Raw genomic sequence first — 17,880 nt, 5'->3', positions numbered from 1 at the left:
GGTTTTGCAACGCGGGCTTGAGCCCGCTTCGGTAGCTCCCCTAGATTACAGCAATTCCGGGCGGGGGCACACTCGGCGGTTGTTGGCCTTAAGGAACGCTTGCCGTGGCGGTCTGCCCGACCTTGAGCTTCCAATCGGCGATGGGGCCGGAGCGCGTGTCCAGCTTGCCGGCAAGGTCGTAGAGCCGCCTGGTATCCTCGCTCTTCGCTGTGCAGAAGCGGTCCTGGAGGAAGAAGGGCGGGGTCGCCTGGTAATAGAGCGTGGCCTCAACCTCGGCGGGCTCGCCGGCGATGTCGGCGAGGGGGATGCGATAGAGGATCGTGTCGGCGCCCAGGCCGGCGTAATCGGGGTCGTCGCCGATGCTGACCGGCGCCACGTCCTCGGCGAGATCCGCCTTGGCGCCGAAGGCGGCGGCGATCTGCATGCGACCTTCGAGGGGTAGGAAGCCACTGGGCAGGAGGCGGTTGTCCTTCACCTTGGCGCAGATGGAGAGGAAGCTCGTGGTGAGCGGCCCGTCGGGCTTGGCGTGGGCGCCGCACGAAGGCGTCTCCACATCGGCGGGCGCGGCGGCGAGCTCCTGGTAGATCTGCGCCTGATCCTGGCTTGTGATGATCTGGTAGTGCGGCTGGTGCGCGCGGGCTTGAGGGTCGATGCGCGCGCCGCAGTCCGGGGTCCACCACAGCTCGCCGGCAAGCGGCACACCCGTCTCGTCGACGATCACGCCGGCGCCGTTGGTCCGCCCCGACGCCCACAGCACCGAGCCATCCTTGTCGCGCACGGTGAATTCGACAAAGGCGCGGCGGAAGGCGACGCCGGAGGGGAATTTGTGCCCCGCTTTGTTGGCAATCGTCACCTTGGCGGCAAGCGTGCCACCGTCGCGCGTCACGTCGCTGACGCTGATCTCTGCGGTGCGGCCGGCCTGCTCGAGCATGGCGGCCTCGGTGGTCACCAGGGGATCGATGCCACGCCGCGACGGCAGCATTGGGTCTTCGTCGCGGATGCCGAGCACGTCGGGGAATTGCTGCGCCATCTTGGTGAGGAACAGGTTCAAGCCCACTAGTGTGTGCTTGGCGAAGTCGTCGCGCTCCTCGAGGTCGATATCCTCCGGCGGCAAAGTATGCTCGGCCTGGGGGAAGCCCGAGTATTCCTGAATGGTGGCGATCTTCGTGCGGTAAGGCTTTCCGCGCGCGTTGGCGGTGGGCATGTGGCAGCCCTGGCAGGATTGCGCCTTGGCGCCGGGCCCAAGCGGCAACTCGCCGTCCACCGTCTCGCCGGTGCGGTAGCTCGAGAACGCCCATTCGGGATAGGTCGCCTGCTCGTAAGTGTGGCCGATGATCTTGCCGCGATGGAGCACGGGCAGGTGCACCGTGTGGCAGCTTGCGCAGATCTCCGAGCTCTTCACGTGCTCGCTGTGCGCCGCGGTCAGGCCGGTGGCGTGCTCCATGGACTTCTTCTTGGGGTCCTCGTAGGGGCCGAATAGCTCTCCGGGGGAGGCGACAAGGAAATTGCCGGTGAAGGTTTGCGCAAGCCCGGTGAGCCCCGGGTTGATGCGCGCCTGTCGCTCGGCAACGCACGCGTTTTGCGGCGCGTCTTTGAGCTCGTCGGAAGCCTGCTTGCCGAGCACCATGCTGTGGCAGGTGGTGCAGGAGACGCCGTCGCGGCCGAGCGCCGCGTAGTGGGCGAGGTCGGCCGCCGGGTCGTCCGGCGGGTAGGGCACGGCGTCGAGCGCGGCTCGCGCCATCTTCTCGCATTCGCCGGTCTCGGCGTGACGGTCGATGGCGTGCTGACGGTGGCCCTGCACCGCATGGCAGCTCAAGCACGTATCTTGCAACAGCGCCGAAGACTCCGGGTGGAATGTCTCGATCTCGCTCGCGAGCTGGGCGAAGAAGACGGGGTCGCGGCCGCTCAGGCCCATGGGCGAGCTTCGCCATGTACCGTAGGGCGAGATGTTGGTCAGTTTCTGATCGGGTCCCGGCTCCGTCATGTGAAATTGCAGGCCGGTGCCGCCGGCGTCGTGGCAGCCGATGCATTGATCGGAGGTCATGAATCGCGACTTGGCGGAGGGCTTGCCGGCGGGAATCCAGACATGGTCGTAGGTCTCCGAGGGAAGGCTCGAAACCGCGCCAGCCGCAGGGGCTCCGCTTAGCAATTGAAAGATCTCGGCGAACTCCTCGTCGTACGGCCGCTGCTGGCTGCGCCGCGCGCGCAGCATGCTCTTGGAAATTTCCGCCGCGTCGTCTTCGGCACCGACCTCCTCATGGAAGGTGCGGAACGGCTCGACGGGGGGAAGCGGCAACCCCTTTCGCCGCAACGCCGCCAAGGCGTCGGTCTGGAACTGATCCGTCAGGTAGAAGTCATGGTTCAGGTACACGAGCGGCTCGCCAGGCTCGCCCTTGATGTTGCGCAAGGCCGCGAAGGTATGATTGTCCTTCGCCGAGCTGTGGCAATTGGTGCAATAAAGTCCGAAGCCCATGTTCGGGTAGGCGTTGGCGGAGGACGCGGGCCAGGTCGGCGTCCAGTCCCCATCTTTCCAGCCGAACCACCCCCAAAACCAGCCGTCCTGGGAGACCTCGCCGGCACGCACCATGATCGCGCTGCCGTTCAGCGGGAACAGATGCTCGACCTCCACGTCTTTGCAATGCGACCGCGGCGGCGGGTACATCTCCTTGACCATGACGGCGCCGTCCGGAACCGGCTCGGGCGACGCAGACACCGCGTGATCCTCGGGCCGATTCCGTTTCAGCCACTCGACCATGTCCGGTGAGTACCAGATCACCGACGGCGCATGGGTGCCGTGATACTGGCCGGTCCATTTGCCGTTATCGAAGGTGCCGATGAACGGTCCGGTATCACGCACGTACTTGTCGCTCTTCCAGCCCGCCGCCTCGTTGCGGTGGCAGAAGTTGCGCAAGAATTCGGCGAGCTTGTCCTCATATTCGTTCTGCGGAAGGGCGCCAGGCTTGCGCACGGCCTCCTCGAGGCTTGCGCACAAAGCGCGATCGGCAGGAACCAGAGGCTCGCCGCGCTCGGCCGGACACGCCGGCGCGGCCAGCGCGCCGCCGCAGGAGAACAGAGCCAAGCATGCCGCCCCTACGAGCCTGGCCAGCGTGGAAACGAGACGGTGCACCCAATCCTCCGCAAGCGCGGGGGAGCATAGGTGGCACAGCGAAGGCCGGTCAACTTAACATGCGGGCGATGGTTGAGCGGGAACGCCTATTCGGCGGCTTCGGCCACGTGGGCGATGCCGGCGAGATACTTCTCAACGTCGAGAGCAGCCATGCAGCCCAGCCCCGCCGCGGTCACCGCCTGGCGGTAGACGTCGTCGGTCACGTCGCCGGCGGCGAATACGCCTTCGACGCTGGTCGCCGTCGACCCCGGTTTCGTCAGGATGTAGCCCGACGGCTTCATGTCGAGCTGACCCTTGAACAGCTCGGTCTGTGGCTCGTGGCCGATGGCAATGAACACGCCGTCGATCGGCAGGGTGGTGATCGCGCCGGTCTTGGTGTGTTTGAGCTTGGCGCCGGTGACGCCGAGGGGATCGTCCTCGCCGAGCACCTCGGCGAGCTGGTGGTCCCAAATCAACCGTATCTTCGGGTGGTCGAACAGGCGCTGTTGCAGGATCTTCTCGGCACGCAGTGCGTCGCGGCGATGAACGAGCGTGACCTTCGCGGCGAGATTGGACAGGTAGAGCGCCTCCTCGACCGCGGTGTTGCCGCCACCGATCACGATCACGTTCTTGCCACGGAAGAAGAAGCCATCGCAGGTGGCGCAAGCCGACACGCCATAGCCTTGAAACTTTTGCTCCGAAGGAAGGCCAAGCCAGCGTGCTTTGGCGCCGGTGGCGATGATGAGCGCGTCCGCCGTGTAATCCACGCCGCTGTCGCCCTTGAGCCAGAACGGCCGCCGTTTGAGGTCGACCGCAATGATCGTGTCGGCGATCAACTCGGTGCCGACATGCTCGGCCTGCCGGCGCATCTGCTCCATGAGCCAGGGGCCCTGGATCACATCGGCAAAGCCCGGGTAGTTCTCGACGTCGGTGGTGATGGTCATCTGGCCACCGGGCTGAATGCCTTCGATGATGAGCGGCTTCAGCATGGCGCGCGCCGCATAGATGCCCGCCGTGTAGCCTGCGGGACCGGCGCCGATAATGATCACCCTGGCGTGACGCGAAGCCATGACACATGCCTCTGGATTGGACGCGGAGGGCAAGAGGTAAGCATAGGGACGCTTTCGTGCAACCCGGTTCGGGGCGTTCGCCTTTTACGCTTTGGTTTCAAGGCCAAGGGCGCGGCGGATGACCGAGGCAACCATCTCGGTATCGTTGATCGGCGCGTAGCTCCACGACTCAAGCCGGCCCTCGAAGGGCCGCGTCGCGCCGCGCTCCCGCATAAGGGCGTGGAAGCGGGAAAGCCGCGTCGAACGCCCGGGCAGCGACTGCACATAGACCGGTTTGCCGGTACCGGCCGCCTCGGTGACCATGTTGACCGAGTCCTCGGTGACGACGATGGCGTCGGCGAGCGACAGGAACGCAAAATAGGGGTTGTCGCCGCTGCCGTCCCACACGAAGTGGGGCACACCGGCGATGGCGTTCGCAAGCGCGGCAAGCGAATCCGCGCGGGTGCGGCGGGACGGCGTGACGAGGAGCGAGCCGCCGGTCTCGCGCGCGAGGATGGCGAGCTTGGCGCCGAAGCCGCCAGCCGCTTCGGGCGGGAAGCTGAACGCCTGGCTCTCGCCGCCGAGCAGCACGGCGATGCGCGGATGCGGCAGGTGCTCGATGCGCGGCGCGAACTGCTTGCCGGCCTCGGCGAGCCGCGTCGGCGTCACGCCATGCACGGCGCCGAAGGTCGTGATGACGTTCGGCCCCGCGAAATTGTCGTGGACCGGCGCCGCGACGAGATCGAACAATTGAGGCGGTACTTTGGGGTTCTGGATGTGGAGCGCGTAAGCGCCGGAGAGGCGCTTGACGGCAAGCGCTATCGCCACGCTGCGGCGGCCGATGGAGACCACAAGACGCGGCCAGGGCGGTTCGAGCGTTTCGTTCGACGCGACTGAGCGCAGTAGGGCCTTCGGCGGCACCAGGATCTGAAGCGGCGTCGGGAGGAGCCGCATGGCGCCTTTCGGGCGGACCCGCTTCAGGGTGAAGGGCAGGCCGACCGCTTCCGCGACGGCGATGCCTTGCGCCTCCATGCCCACCGAGCCGTCGGTCATGATCCAGGTCTTATCGGCGCGGGCCTTGCGGCTCTCGGCGATGAGGGCTTCGGCGCCTCCCACGGCCTCGGGGGGCTTGGCCTCACGGCCGCTGAAATTTCCGCAACGGAAAACGCTCAATTTCTTTTCGATTCTTTTGCTGGGAGGACCTAAAATTGCGGGAAGCCGCCATTTTGCAGAGGTCGCGGAAGCGCGCTGACAGTCGCGTTCTACGCGAGGGCCCTGCGATCGTCCAGGGAGCTAACCATGCGCGCCGCCCGCCTCGATGCCACCGATTGGCTGATCCTGCGCGAGTTACAAGCCAATGGGCGCATCACGAATGTGGAACTTGCCCGCAAGGTCGGCATTTCGGCGCCGCCGTGCCTTCGCCGGGTGCGGGCGCTGGAGGAAGCGGGGATCATCGAGGGGTTCACCGCGCTCCTCAACGACAAGGCGCTTGGCTTCGATGTCGCCGCCTTCGCCATGATCAAGCTGCACCGGCAGGCTGAGGCCGATCTCATCGCCTTCGAGGAGCGGGCGCGCGCCTCGCCCATCGTGCGCGATTGCTACATGCTGTCAGGGGAGATCGATTTCCTGTTGCGCTGTGTGGCGCCCGACTTGAGCGCGTTCCAGGACTTCATCATCCACGAGCTGACGGCAGCGCCCAATGTGGAGAGCGTCAAGACCTCGCTCGTGATCCGCGCCTCCAAGCGTGCGGCGGGCGTACCGACCGAGCTTGCCGCCGACAACAGACGACCGGGCCGAGCAGCCGAGCGTGCGCGGACGTGAATCGTTTCAAGCTTCTACCCCCTCCGGCTTAGACAACGCCCAAGCGCCGTAGCCGACGACGCGACCCCGATCGCCGCTCGTGTCGCCCGAGTTGCGCAAGTCGAGGCGATCGATCCTCCAGGAGTTGCGGTGCCCGGCGCAAAGCGCGCCGTTCAGCGCCGCGAAGCCGCAGGCATCGTCGGGCCCGAGCTGATCGAAGTCGAAGCGTTCGATCGCCTTGGCGGTCATGTTGTCGCGGACCCTGGCGGAGATATCGTCGAGATAGTGTGAAAGGTCGGTGCTCACCACCAGCAGGGTACGCTCGTCCAAGACGGCATTGATGACGGCGGCGGTCTCTTCAGGGGGTGCGTCGCCGACAAGGAGGGGGATCAGCCGGAAGCGGCCGAGGGCGCGTTGCAGAAAGGGCAGCTCGACCTCCAGCGCGTGTTCCGGCGCGTGCGCCCGGTCATTGATAGTGATGAGCCCGGCGTCGAGCAGCGCGGCGATCGTCTCCTGGTCGACCTCGATCTCGCCAATAGGGGTGGCGAACATGCGCGAGGAGGGGGCGGCGATACCCTGCACAGGCACGTAGTGCGGCGGGCCGATCAGAAGGACCCGTTCGAAAGTGGCGCCTGTGTCGAGAGCGGCAAAGGCGCTCGCCGCGACGGGACCCGAATAGACATAGCCGGCATGGGGCGCGATCAGGCCGATAAGGCCGCTTGCGGCGCGCTTCGCAGCCTGAGACATGAAGGTCTCGACCGCCGCCTCAAGCTCCGCCTTGGCCCGCGGGTAGAAGCTGCCTGCGACGGCAGCGGGCCTTGTGCTTAGGGATGGTTCTCGCGCGATCATGGAGGTCATTGACTCCGCTCAGAACCAGCCCATGTTCATAGCATGGAGAGCATGGATCTGGGCGGTTCCGTGCCTGGCCGATACTGGCACAGGCTCGATGACGGCCGCGTGCAATGCGACCTCTGCCCGCGTGAGTGCAAATTGCACGAGGGGCAGCGGGGCCTCTGTTTCGTGCGGGCGCGGGAGGGGGACCAGATCGTCCTGACCACCTACGGGCGGTCGTCCGGGTTCTGCCTCGACCCGATCGAAAAGAAGCCGCTCAACCATTTCCTGCCGGGGACCGCAGTGCTGTCCTTCGGCACCGCTGGCTGCAACCTCACCTGCAAGTTCTGCCAGAACTGGGATATCTCCAAGGCCCGGGCCGACGACCGGCTCCAGCAGCACGCCTCGCCTGAGGCCATCGCGCAAGCCGCGCTTGAGAGCGGCGCCCGGTCCGTCGCCTTCACCTACAATGACCCGGTGATCTTCCTCGAATATGCGGTCGACGTCGCCGCGGCGTGTCGCGAGGTTGGCGTGAAGACGGTGGCCGTCACGGCCGGCTATATCGGCGAGGCGGCGCGGCCGGAGTTTTTCGCCGCCATGGATGCCGCCAATATCGATCTCAAAGGCTTCACCGAGGGCTTCTATCACAAGCTCTGCACCGGCTCGCTCGACGCCGTGCTCGACACGTTGCTTTACGTGCGGCACGAGACCGGCACGTGGCTCGAGATCACCACTCTGCTGATCCCGGGACAAAACGATTCCTCTCAAGAAGTTGGCGCGCTGAGCGAATGGGTGGCGGAGAGACTGGGCGTAGATGCGCCGCTCCACTTCACCGCGTTTCATCCCGACTGGAAGATGCGCGACACGCCGCGCACGCCGCCGGCCACCTTGACCCGGGCGCGCGACATCGCGCGGGCTGCGGGGCTACGCTACGTCTATACCGGCAACATCCACGATGAGGCGGGGCAGAGCACCTACTGCCACGCCTGCGGCGCGTGCACGATCGGACGCGACGGTTACACCATCACGTCATGGGGGCTCGATGCGCAGGGGCGCTGCGCCGCCTGCGATGAGCCATGCGCCGGGACCTTCGAGCCGGTGCCGGGACAGTGGGGCGCGCGCCGAGCCCCTCTGTTTATCGCTGCGGCGTGAGTATGACGGCCTCCGACAATCCGGTTCTCGTCGATGTCCACCGGGGATCGCTCATCGAGAGTCAACATCGCGGCGCCATCGCCGTCGCGGACGCGGACGGGCGGCTCGTGCTGGCATTCGGCGACGTGGAGCGCCCGATTTATCCGCGCTCTGCCGTCAAGGCGCTCCAGGCCATTCCCTTGGTGGAAAGCGGCGCTGCCGACGCGTTCGGGCTGAGCGACGCGGAGCTCGCCGTGGCGTGTGCGTCTCATAGCGGCGATCAGGTTCACCTCGACGCGGTAGCGGGTCTGCTGGCCAAGGCGGGGCTCGACGAAAGTCATCTCGCTTGTGGCGCGCATTGGCCGGTGAGCGAGGCGATGACGCGGGCGCTGCTGCGGGGCGGCAAGCGCCCCGGGGCCATCCACAACAACTGCTCCGGCAAGCATGCCGGCATGCTCGCCGCTGCGGTGCATTTGGGATACAGCCCGCGCGGCTACGAGAAGCCGGACCATCCCCTCCAGGTCATGATCGCGCGAATCCTTTCAGAGACTTGCGGAGTCGCGCTCGATCCCGATCGCGCGGGGATCGACGGGTGCTCACTGCCCACCCACGCCGTGCCGCTCATGGCGCTGGCGCGCGGCTTCGCCAGGTTCGGCACAGGATGGGGATTTGCGCCCGAGCGCGCGCAGGCTGCGGCGCGGTTGAAGCAGGCGTGCTTCGCCGCACCGGTTCTGGTGGCCGGCGAAGGACGCTTCGACACCGTCGTGCTGCGCGGGCTTGCACCGTTGATCTTCGTCAAAGGCGGCGCCGAGGGGGTGCACTGCGCCGCGCTGCCTGACCTCGGTCTCGGGCTCGCGCTCAAGATTGACGACGGCGCCAAGCGCGGCACGGAGCGGGTCATGAGCGAGGTCCTCGCTGCGTTCCTGCCGAAGGCGCGGAACGTGCTCGCCGATCAGCTCGACGGCGCGCTGTATAACTGGCGGGGACTTGCCGTGGGACGGACGGCGGCAAGCGCGGAACTACGCGGCGCGCTCGATGGACTGGCCGAAACGAGGAGTCGCGCCGCCGGCTAGCGTGCGACGTTGGCGTAGACGGCGAGGTTGCGATAGGCCTCGGCGCTTTGCTTGGCGAGATCGGGGCCGACCGGCGTTGGTCCGTTCATGGCGCGGATGGCGCCGTCCTTGGCATCGGTGATCAGATTGTCGGTGATCAGCGCCGTGCCGGCCGACGGGCTCACCGAGACGCCGATGCCGATATGGCATTTGCGGATAAGATTGTCGGTGACGCTGACGTCGCGGAGATAATCGCCCCAACCGACGAGAATGCCGTAAGCGGGCGCGCCCTCGATGACGTTGTCGCTGACCACGCTGTCGGCCTCCACGGCGATGCCGATCCCGCGGGTGTCGGCGTCCTTGCGGAAGAACAGATTGCGGATCAGATTGCCTTGCACCACGGCGAGCCGGCCACCTTCCTTGAAGTTGGTAGCCGAGACTCCCATCGCAGCCTGGTCGACGATGTTGTTGGCAATCACCACGCCCTCGAAGGAGAATTCGGCGTAGAGCGCGACCTCGCCGAGACGGGCGCAGGAATTGGCGATCATCTGGCAGTTGGAGCCGGAGTTGGCGCGGACCGCCGAGAAGGCGCAGTCGGTGATGCGGTTGCCGTTCACGATCACCGAACCGGCGCGGAAGACATTGACACCATTACCGTTCTGGCCGCTGCCGCCGCTCTTGGCGCCGATCCGCTCGATGCGGTTCGAGCTGACCATGGTGCCGTCCTCGCCGACCTCCGACCGCCAGACGAGGATGCCGTTGTTGCCGCAATCGTGCACATGGTTGTGGGCGATCTCGAGCCCGCGCGCGTCCTCGCTGAATAGCGCGGCCTTGGCGATGTCGGCGATCTCGCAGTCGGCGATGCGCCCGGCGGCTTTGCGCAGCACGATGCCATCCTCGGCACTGCCCATGAAGCGGCAGTCCGAGACGTCGAGATGGGTCGCGTCGGCCGCTGTCAAGAGCGCGCCGTTCTCGCCGAGCGGCGTGCCGCCGCCATCGAGCACGAGGCCGGACAGACGCACATTTTCCGAGTTTTCGGTGCCGACGATCGCGCCGCCGCCGGCATAGCGGAGGATGGTGAGTCCGGGTACGCCGGCAATGTGGGTTCCCGATTTGAGGACAAGCCGCGCCGTCGCGTAAGTGCCGGCGGGGAGAAAGAGCGGCTTGCCCGATTGCGCCGCGGCGTCGGCGGCCGCCTGCAAGGTCGCGGTCTGCTCGATGGCACCGCCGGCCGGCACGATTTCGGAAGTGCTCGACCCTTGCGGTGCGTCCGCCTCGCGTGCATTCGCCGTACGCGGACCCGCCGCGGCGGCAAGGCCGGCGCCGAGGCCCGCCAGCATCAGCTCGCGACGACCGAGGGTCATCAAGCCGCCGCCTCGCGTTTGTCCGCATAGTGGAGCACGAATCGCACGATGTCCTGCGCGGCCTGCAGCAGACTTTCTGGGGCGAGCGGGGCGCCATGCGACGCCAGAGGCGGCACGTGGACGAACAGAGCATGCCGCGACCGCGGCTCCGCCCATTCGAGGGAGCGGTAGTAAAGGAAGTTGCACAGATAACGCCCGCAGGAATGCGATGCGCCGGCCGGATAGCCGAGCGCCCGGAGATGCGCGGAGAGTGCCGTCACCGGCAGCCTGGTGTGGAGACGTTCGGCGCCGCCTGGCGAAATTGCGCGGGCTCCCGGCAGCGCGCCGCAGGCATCGGCGCGCGGCGACGTGCGGTTATGGGCGGAGCGCTCGATGCGCAGGGTCTTGGCCCGCGCGCTGACGCCGAAGTGAATCATGACATGGGGTTGCAACGACTCGTAGAGAGACGGCGCGAGCCTGGCCACGACTTCCCATTCCGTGGGCAGCACCCTTGCGTGGAGGTCGCAGTCGAGGTCTGGGACCTGTCGCGCCAAGGTCTCGGCGAGCCAGCCTGAAGGATTTTCGGGCGTGCCGGGAAAGGGCCCGAAGCCCGTGATGAGGACGCGAGGGCGTGCCATGCAATTGGCTTACAAGCGCCTTAAGCAGGAGAAAAGTGAATTCGCTGGCGCTTGGTTACTCGGGCTCGTTCAGCCCCACGAGCCGCCCCAGTTCCGCGGCGGCGGCGGCGGGGGTCATCTCGCCGGCGCGGACCTTGTCCTCGAGTTCCTGGTAGTGGCGTGCGGCGCGCCTGCCGCCCTTGAAGGCGGCGAGCAGGCGCTCCTCGAAGATCTCGCGCATCCACGCCGCCGCCTGGTCGCTCCGGCGCTCGGCGAGGATCCCGGATTGGGCAATGGACGAATGGCGCTCCGTGATCTTCGCCCACAACTCGTCGAGGCCCTTGTTGTCGCGCGCCGAGAGGGTCAGCACGACCGGCGACCAGTTCGGATGACCGGCAGCGAGAATATGCAGCGCCGTGCGGTACTCCATCGCCGCCCGGTTGGCGCGCTCGACATTGTCGCTGTCCGCTTTGTTGACGGCGACGATGTCGGCAAGCTCGAGCAGGCCGCGCTTGATGCCTTGCAGCTCGTCGCCGGCGCCGGGGATTGCCACCACCACGAACACGTCGACCATGTCGGAGACGGCGGTCTCGGACTGGCCAACGCCCACGGTCTCCACCAGCACGACGTCGAAGCCTGCCGCCTCGGCAAGGGCAATGCTCTCGCGCGTTGTCTTGGTGACGCCGCCGAGGCTCGCGCCGGCCGGGGAGGGACGGATGAAAGCATTTGCCTCGCCGGCAAGGCGCCCCATGCGCGTCTTGTCGCCGAGGATCGAGCCGCCGGTGCGCGAGGAGGTGGGATCGACAGCGAGGACGGCGACCTTGTGATCCTGGGCGATGAGGTTTAGCCCCAGCTGATCGATCAGGGTCGACTTGCCGGCGCCGGGCGGCCCGCTGATGCCGACGCGGATGGACTTGCCGGTATAGGGAAGGAGCGCTTCGAGCAGGTCTTGCGCGCGGAGCTGATCCTCGCGCTTCACGCTTTCGATGAGAGTGATGGCGCGGCCCAAGGCCACTCGATCGCCGGCGCGGATGGCCTTCGCCAGATCGTCGAGACTGTGGGCTCTCTTGCTACCGCTCATGCATTGCGGGTAGGGGCAAACCGACCAAAGCGCAAGTTGGGATGTGGGGGGTGCGGGTCGTCGCTACTCCGCGGCGGCCTTGGCGCCGCTCACGCCGAGCTTGCCGAGAATATCGATGGCGGCGTCGGCGATCGGCGTGCCGGGGCCGAAGATCGCCTTGGCGCCGGCCGCGTAAAGCTCGGGATAATCCTGCGGAGGGATCACGCCGCCGACCACAATCATGATGTCGCCGCGGCCGAGGGCTTCGAGCGCCTCGCGTAGCGCCGGCACCAGGGTCAGGTGCCCGGCGGCCAGCGACGACACGCCGAGAATATGCACGTCGTTTTCGATCGCCTGGCGCGCGGCTTCTTCCGGGGTCTGGAACAAGGGTCCGATATCGACATCGAAACCGAGATCGGCGAAGGCGCTAGCAATGACCTTCTGGCCGCGGTCATGGCCGTCCTGGCCCATCTTGGCGACCAGGATGCGGGGCCTGCGGCCGTGCTCGGTCTCAAAGCTCTCGATTAGTTTGCTGACCCGGCTCATATTTCCGTCCTTGCCGCCCATCTCAGCCTTATAGACCCCGGTGATTGCCGAAACGTTGGCCCGGTGGCGGCCGTAAACCTTTTCCAGGGCATAGGAAATCTCGCCGACGGTCGCCTTGGCGCGGGCGGCCGCGACTGCGCCCTCGAGCAGATTTCCCCTGCCTGTCTCGGCACTTTCGGTGAGGGCGTCAAGGGCGCGCTCGACCGCCGCTTCGTCGCGCTCGGCCTTCAGCCGCGCGAGCTTCTCGAGCTGCTGGCGGCGCACCGCGCGGTTGTCGACCTTGAGGATGGCGATGTCGGCGTCGCTGTCGGTGCGGTACTTGTTGACGCCGACGATGGTTTGGCGCCCGGAGTCGATGCGCCCTTGCGTGGCCGTCGCCGCCTGCTCGATCATGCGCTTCGGAATGCCGGCCTCGATGGCGCGTGCCATGCCGCCGAACTTCTCGACCTCCTCGATGTGCTTCATGGCGCGGGCGGCGAGGTCGTAGGTGAGGCGCTCGACGTAGAAGCTGCCGCCCCATGGGTCGATGATGCTTGTGGTGCCACTCTCCAGCTGCAACATCAGCTGGGTGTTGCGGGCGATGCGCGCGGAGAAATCCGTGGGCAGCGCCAGCGCCTCGTCGAGCGCGTTGGTGTGCAGCGACTGGGTATGGCCTTGGGTCGCTGCCATGGCCTCGACGCAAGTGCGCACGACGTTGTTGAACACGTCTTGCGCGGCGAGGCTCCAGCCGCTCGTCTGACAGTGGGTGCGCAGCGCCAGCGAGCGCGGGTCCTTGGGCTTGAATTCGTCCATCAGGAGCTTCGCCCACAGCAGCCGCGCCGCGCGCATCTTGGCGATCTCCATGAAGAAGTTCATGCCGATGGCCCAGAAGAAGGAAAGCCGCGGCGCGAAGGCGTCCACGTCGAGGCCGGCGGCAATGCCGGCGCGCACATATTCGATGCCGTCGGCGAGCGTGTAGGCGAGCTCGAGGTCGGCCGTCGCGCCTGCTTCCTGCATGTGGTAGCCGGAGATCGAGATCGAGTTGAACTTCGGCATGTGCTGCGAGGTGTAGCCGATGATGTCGGAGACGATGCGCATCGACGGCTCGGGCGGGTAGATGTAGGTGTTCCGCACCATGAACTCTTTGAGGATGTCGTTCTGGATCGTGCCGGAGAGCTGGCCGTGGGGCACGCCCTGCTCCTCGCCGGCGACAATGAACAGCGCAAGCACCGGCAGCACCGCGCCGTTCATGGTCATCGACACGGACACCTGATCGAGCGGGATGTGATCGAACAGGGTGCGCATGTCGTAGATGGAGTCGATGGCGACGCCGGCCATGCCGACGTCGCCGGTGACGCGCGGATGATCGGAGTCGTAGCCGCGATGGGTGGCGAGATCGAAGGCGATGGAAACGCCCTGTTGGCCGGCGGCGAGGTTGCGCCGGTAAAAGGCGTTGGAGTCCTCCGCAGTGGAGAAGCCGGAATATTGGCGGATGGTCCACGGCCGCTGCACGTACATGGTGGGGTAGGGGCCGCGGAGATATGGCGGGATACCCGGCATGCCATCGAGAAAGTCGAGACCCTGCAAGTCGTCTGGCCCGTAGACCGGCTTCACCGCGATGCCTTCCGGCGTCTCCCAGGGGGCCGCGTCCGTCGCCAGCAACGGCTCGCGCGGCTCCTCGAAATCGATCTCGGTGAATTTCGGAATCCCAGCCACTGTTGTTCCTCTTGGGTCGTGCCCGCCTAATACCCCAAATGCGCGTAAAGTACGAAAAACGTCGTGTGCGCATTGGCGCCGGTGGACACAAAAGCCTCCACCCCGGCCGACCTTAGCGCTTCTTCGGAGGCACCCGGCTTGCCGGCGACATAGATGTGCTTCGCGCCCGCCTTGGCGAGCGCCTTTACCGCATCGGCGCCCTCGGCGTCATAAACCTTGTCGGAGGAGCAGAGGCAGGCGAACAAAGTGCCCGACGCCTTGAAGGCCTTGAGCATTTCGTCACGGGACTGTGCGGTCTCTGGCGCGATGGCCTCGATGCCGCCCGCCTCGAACAGGCTCTTGGCGAAGCTCGCGCGCGCGTTGAAGTCGGCGGGACGCCCGAGACAGGCGAGGAAGATCTTCGGCCGGTCGCCGTGCCCGGCGAGATAGAGGTTGCTTATCATGCGCCACTCCTCGAACGGCGTGGCGAGACGGCTGGGATGCAATGGTTCCGCCATCCGCTCGCCGGGATTGTCCCACGCCCACGAGGGGAAGGCGTCAAGTACCGGGATTTCCGCTTCGTCGAGATCGGGAAAGTCAGTCGTGCCAACCAGGGACTCGATTCGATGAGCGATTTTCGTCTCGCGCTCCGCCCGCACCCGCGCCACGGCGCGCTGGATTCGTCCGCTGCGCAGCGCCTCGGCGGGACCACCCCAGCCCTCGATCTTCTGGAAGAACCACCAGCTCATCCGGCAGAGCTGATCGGTCAGTGACTCGATGGCGCCGGAGCCCGCGGACGGATCGGCGACGCGATAGAGGTTCGACTCTTCCAACAGGATCGTCTGTGTGTTGCGGGCAATGCGGCGGGCGAAAGCGTCGGGGAGTCCGACGGCGGCGCTGAACGGCAGCACGGTCACGGCGTTGGCGCCGCCGACGGAGGCGGCAAGCGCTGCGATCGTGCCCCGCACGATGTTCCCGTGCGGATCGCGTTTGGTCATCATGCGCCACGCCGTTTCGGCGGCGACGAAGGCCGGCTCCGGCGTGAGCCCACAGGCCTCCTCGACGCGCGACCACAATTTTCGGATGGCGCGGAACTTGGCGATGGTGAGGAACTGGTTCTGGTCCGCGGCAAGGCGGAAGAAGATGAGACGCCGCGCGGCGTCGAGCGGAATGCCGCCTTCGTGCATCGCGCGGACATAGGCGAGCGCGGCGGAGAGCGCGAAGGCCAGTTCCTGCGCTTCGGAACCGCCGGCGGCATGCACCGGTCTGCCGTCGCCGGCGGCCATGGGGCCCGTGAATCCCTGATCGACCAATTCCCCGGCGAGGCCGGCCAAGACATTCGACATGTCCGGCCAGATCACGTTGTTCCAACCGTTGGCCGCGAGCACGCCAATCGGGTCGAAGCCGAAGCGGATGTTCACATCGCTTGGCGCGATGCCCCTCTGCTGCACGTGGTTCGCGAGCATGAGCGCCGCGTCCTTGCAGCGCGGACCAAGCTGCAGTTCGATGGGAACACCCCATTCGAGGTGCACGTCTTTGAGCGCGTCCTTGAGAAGCGCCTCCGACGGCGGCAAGCCATAACCATAATCGCCAATGGAGCCCTGGAACACGAGCGAGAAACCGTTGGCGCCGTTGTTCAGATCTTCGAGGATCTGCGCGTTGGCGGCGGCGGGATCGGCGATCTCGACGCGCTGCATCACCGCCCACGGCGTGCCCGGCGTGCGGCCGGGAACGACGCGCGCCTCCTGCGCGCGGGCGTAGAGCGGCTCGATGACGATGCCGTCATAGGTCTCGGACCTGAGCGACGCCAACGGCGCGCCCTTCAGCGCCTCTTCTACCAGCGCCTTCCATTCCGCCTCATCGGCAGCAGGAAAGTCCCGGGCCAAGGGAAGTTCAGCCATATCCATCAACGCCTAAGTTGCACTCGCTCTCCCTAGCACGAAGCCCGCGGCGCGAGAAACCCGCGAGGGATAGCGGAGAACGTGTCATGCGCCATAGGCCACCTTGGCGGGCAGGCTCGCCACCCGCTAAAGTGCCGCAGGCAACGAGGGGGAGATTGCGGCATGGCTCGGAAGAAGGCAGCACCGAAGACGAGCGCGGCAAAAACAAAGGCTGCGGCCGATGCGGCCGTAGGCGTCGCCAAACTGGATCGCGCGCTGCTCCCGGAGGCGAGCGTCTATCTCGGCCAGAGCAACAAGCCGGAGTTCATTTTGCTCAGGCTCGCCAACCGGCACGGGCTAATCACCGGCGCCACCGGCACCGGCAAGACGGTGACCTTGCAAGGCATTGCCGAGGCCTTCTCAGACCAGGGCGTGCCGGTGTTCTGCGCCGATGTGAAGGGCGACCTCTCCGGCGTGGCCGAGAAGGGCGAGGCCAAAGGCTGGATCGAGGAGCGGGCCGCGCTGATCGGCTACGAGGTCGAGTTCAAGGCCTATCCCGTCATCTTCTGGGATTTGTTCGGCAAGCAGGGTCATCCGATTCGCACGACCATCTCGGAGCTCGGCCCGTTGCTCCTGTCGCGGCTGATGGACCTCAGTGAAGCGCAAGAGGGCGTGCTCAATATCGCTTTCAAGATCGCCGACGATGAGAAGCTGCCGCTTCTCGACCTCAAGGACTTGCAGTCGCTGCTCGAGGACCTCGCAGCGCGCGCCGATCAGCTCACCACCAAATACGGCAACATCACCAAAGCCTCGGTTGGCTCGATCCAGCGCTCGCTGCTCGTCTTGGAGCAGCAGGGCGGCGCGCACTTTTTCGGCGAGCCGGCGCTGAAAGTCAGCGATGTGATGCGGGTCGCGCGCGACGGGCGCGGCTATATCAGTGTACTCGCCGCCGACAGGCTGATGGAAAGCCCGCGGCTCTACGCGACCTTCCTTCTGTTCCTGTTGTCGGAGATGTTCGAGGAGTTGCCCGAGGTGGGCGATCCCGACAAGCCAAAGCTCGTGTTCTTCTTCGACGAGGCACATCTGCTGTTCCGCGACGCGCCGAAGGCGCTGTTGGAGAAGGTCGAGCAAGTGGTGCGCCTCATCCGTTCCAAGGGGGTGGGCGTTTATTTCGTGACGCAGAATCCGCTCGACGTGCCAGACACCGTGTCGCGCCAGCTCGGCAACCGGGTGCAACATGCGCTACGAGCCTTTACCCCTGCGGAGCAGAAGGCGGTCAAGGCGGCGGCCGAGACGTTCCGCAAGAATCCCGACATCGACACGCAAAAGGCGATCATGGAGCTTGGCATCGGCGAGGCGCTGGTGTCGACGCTCGATCAGAAGGGGCAACCCACCATCGTCGAGCATACCTTCGTCAAGCCACCCAATGCACGGGTCGGTCCGATCACCGAGGCAGAGCGCAAGGCGGTGATCAAAGCGAGCCCGGTGGCCGGCGAATACGACGAGGTTGAGGATCGCGAGTCGGCGCACGAAATCCTGCAAAAGCGGACGGCGAAGCGCGCCGAAACGCAAGCAGCGGAGGTCGAGGAGAAGGCCGAAAGAAAGAAGTCCGGCGGCAGCTCGCGCAGCGACGGCTTCTGGACCAGCCTCGGCAAGGCGATCGTCCGCTCGGCCGTGCCCATGGCGACCCGCGTTCTGGAGGACTCCATCAAACGCGGCGCGCTCGGCGGCATCCAGCGGAAGCGCTAGGCAGCGCGCAACCCCGCGCCGACCTGTGCTATCACGACGCCC

Annotated in this window: 13 protein-coding genes; 4 read left to right on the top strand and 9 right to left on the bottom strand. The window is 66.3% G+C overall.

The window, feature by feature from the left end:
- Nucleotides 1–88: 88 nt before the first annotated feature.
- The 3 genes from ACRECX_RS08635 to ACRECX_RS08625 form a co-directional block, all read right to left on the bottom strand.
- The gene (locus tag ACRECX_RS08635) at nucleotides 89–3,079 is read right to left on the bottom strand and encodes a hypothetical protein (protein WP_431558426.1); all 2,991 of its coding nucleotides are present in this window, start codon (nucleotides 3,077–3,079) and stop codon (nucleotides 89–91) included.
- A gap of 134 nt (nucleotides 3,080–3,213) precedes the next feature.
- Nucleotides 3,214–4,176, bottom strand: coding sequence for a thioredoxin-disulfide reductase (gene trxB / locus ACRECX_RS08630; protein WP_431558425.1), 963 nt, complete (start codon nucleotides 4,174–4,176; stop codon nucleotides 3,214–3,216).
- An 84-nt stretch (nucleotides 4,177–4,260) separates the two neighbouring features.
- Nucleotides 4,261–5,328: a mitochondrial fission ELM1 family protein gene (locus tag ACRECX_RS08625; protein ID WP_431558424.1), complete on the bottom strand. Its 1,068-nt coding sequence runs from the start codon at nucleotides 5,326–5,328 to the stop codon at nucleotides 4,261–4,263.
- 126 nt (nucleotides 5,329–5,454) lie between these two features.
- Here ACRECX_RS08625 and ACRECX_RS08620 point away from each other — a divergent pair, with 126 nt between their 5' ends.
- A complete protein-coding gene (locus tag ACRECX_RS08620) occupies nucleotides 5,455–5,976 on the top strand; it encodes an Lrp/AsnC family transcriptional regulator (RefSeq protein ID WP_431558423.1) in 522 nt (173 codons plus the stop codon).
- Nucleotides 5,977–5,982: 6 nt separating this feature from the next.
- Here ACRECX_RS08620 and amrB read toward each other — a convergent pair whose 3' ends face one another.
- On the bottom strand, nucleotides 5,983–6,804 hold the full coding sequence (amrB, locus tag ACRECX_RS08615) for an AmmeMemoRadiSam system protein B (protein ID WP_431558422.1): 822 nt from the start codon (nucleotides 6,802–6,804) through the stop codon (nucleotides 5,983–5,985).
- A 51-nt stretch (nucleotides 6,805–6,855) separates the two neighbouring features.
- Here amrB and amrS point away from each other — a divergent pair, with 51 nt between their 5' ends.
- Together amrS and ACRECX_RS08605 are read left to right on the top strand one after the other, a co-directional pair.
- The gene (amrS, locus tag ACRECX_RS08610) at nucleotides 6,856–7,938 is read left to right on the top strand and encodes an AmmeMemoRadiSam system radical SAM enzyme (protein ID WP_431558421.1); all 1,083 of its coding nucleotides are present in this window, start codon (nucleotides 6,856–6,858) and stop codon (nucleotides 7,936–7,938) included.
- Nucleotides 7,939–7,940: 2 nt separating this feature from the next.
- A complete protein-coding gene (locus tag ACRECX_RS08605) occupies nucleotides 7,941–8,990 on the top strand; it encodes an asparaginase (protein WP_431558420.1) in 1,050 nt (349 codons plus the stop codon).
- On the opposite strand, the gene ACRECX_RS08600 is transcribed toward ACRECX_RS08605, so the two are convergent.
- From ACRECX_RS08600 to ACRECX_RS08580, 5 genes are all read right to left on the bottom strand, one after another.
- Nucleotides 8,987–10,333: a TIGR03808 family TAT-translocated repetitive protein gene (locus tag ACRECX_RS08600; RefSeq protein WP_431558419.1), complete on the bottom strand. Its 1,347-nt coding sequence runs from the start codon at nucleotides 10,331–10,333 to the stop codon at nucleotides 8,987–8,989. The two genes, ACRECX_RS08605 and ACRECX_RS08600, sit on opposite strands and share 4 nt — an antisense overlap.
- Entirely contained in the window at nucleotides 10,333–10,950 is a 618-nt protein-coding gene (locus tag ACRECX_RS08595) for a peptidase C15 (RefSeq protein ID WP_431558418.1), read from the bottom strand. Before ACRECX_RS08595 ends, ACRECX_RS08600 begins: the two co-directional genes overlap by 1 nt.
- Nucleotides 10,951–11,005: 55 nt before the next feature.
- On the bottom strand, nucleotides 11,006–12,010 hold the full coding sequence (meaB, locus tag ACRECX_RS08590; protein WP_431558417.1) for a methylmalonyl Co-A mutase-associated GTPase MeaB: 1,005 nt from the start codon (nucleotides 12,008–12,010) through the stop codon (nucleotides 11,006–11,008).
- Between the two features lie 63 nt (nucleotides 12,011–12,073).
- The gene (scpA, locus tag ACRECX_RS08585; RefSeq protein WP_431558416.1) at nucleotides 12,074–14,230 is read right to left on the bottom strand and encodes a methylmalonyl-CoA mutase; all 2,157 of its coding nucleotides are present in this window, start codon (nucleotides 14,228–14,230) and stop codon (nucleotides 12,074–12,076) included.
- A 26-nt stretch (nucleotides 14,231–14,256) separates the two neighbouring features.
- Entirely contained in the window at nucleotides 14,257–16,110 is a 1,854-nt protein-coding gene (locus ACRECX_RS08580) for a methylmalonyl-CoA mutase family protein (protein WP_431558415.1), read from the bottom strand.
- A 255-nt stretch (nucleotides 16,111–16,365) separates the two neighbouring features.
- Here ACRECX_RS08580 and ACRECX_RS08575 point away from each other — a divergent pair, with 255 nt between their 5' ends.
- A complete protein-coding gene (locus tag ACRECX_RS08575; protein ID WP_431558521.1) occupies nucleotides 16,366–17,838 on the top strand; it encodes a helicase HerA-like domain-containing protein in 1,473 nt (490 codons plus the stop codon).
- Nucleotides 17,839–17,880 lie beyond the last annotated feature (42 nt).

Origin of the sequence: Methyloceanibacter sp. (genome assembly GCF_050726195.1) — a bacterium.
GTDB lineage: Bacteria > Pseudomonadota > Alphaproteobacteria > Rhizobiales > Methyloligellaceae > Methyloceanibacter.
This window is presented reverse-complemented; position numbering and strand designations above follow the sequence as displayed.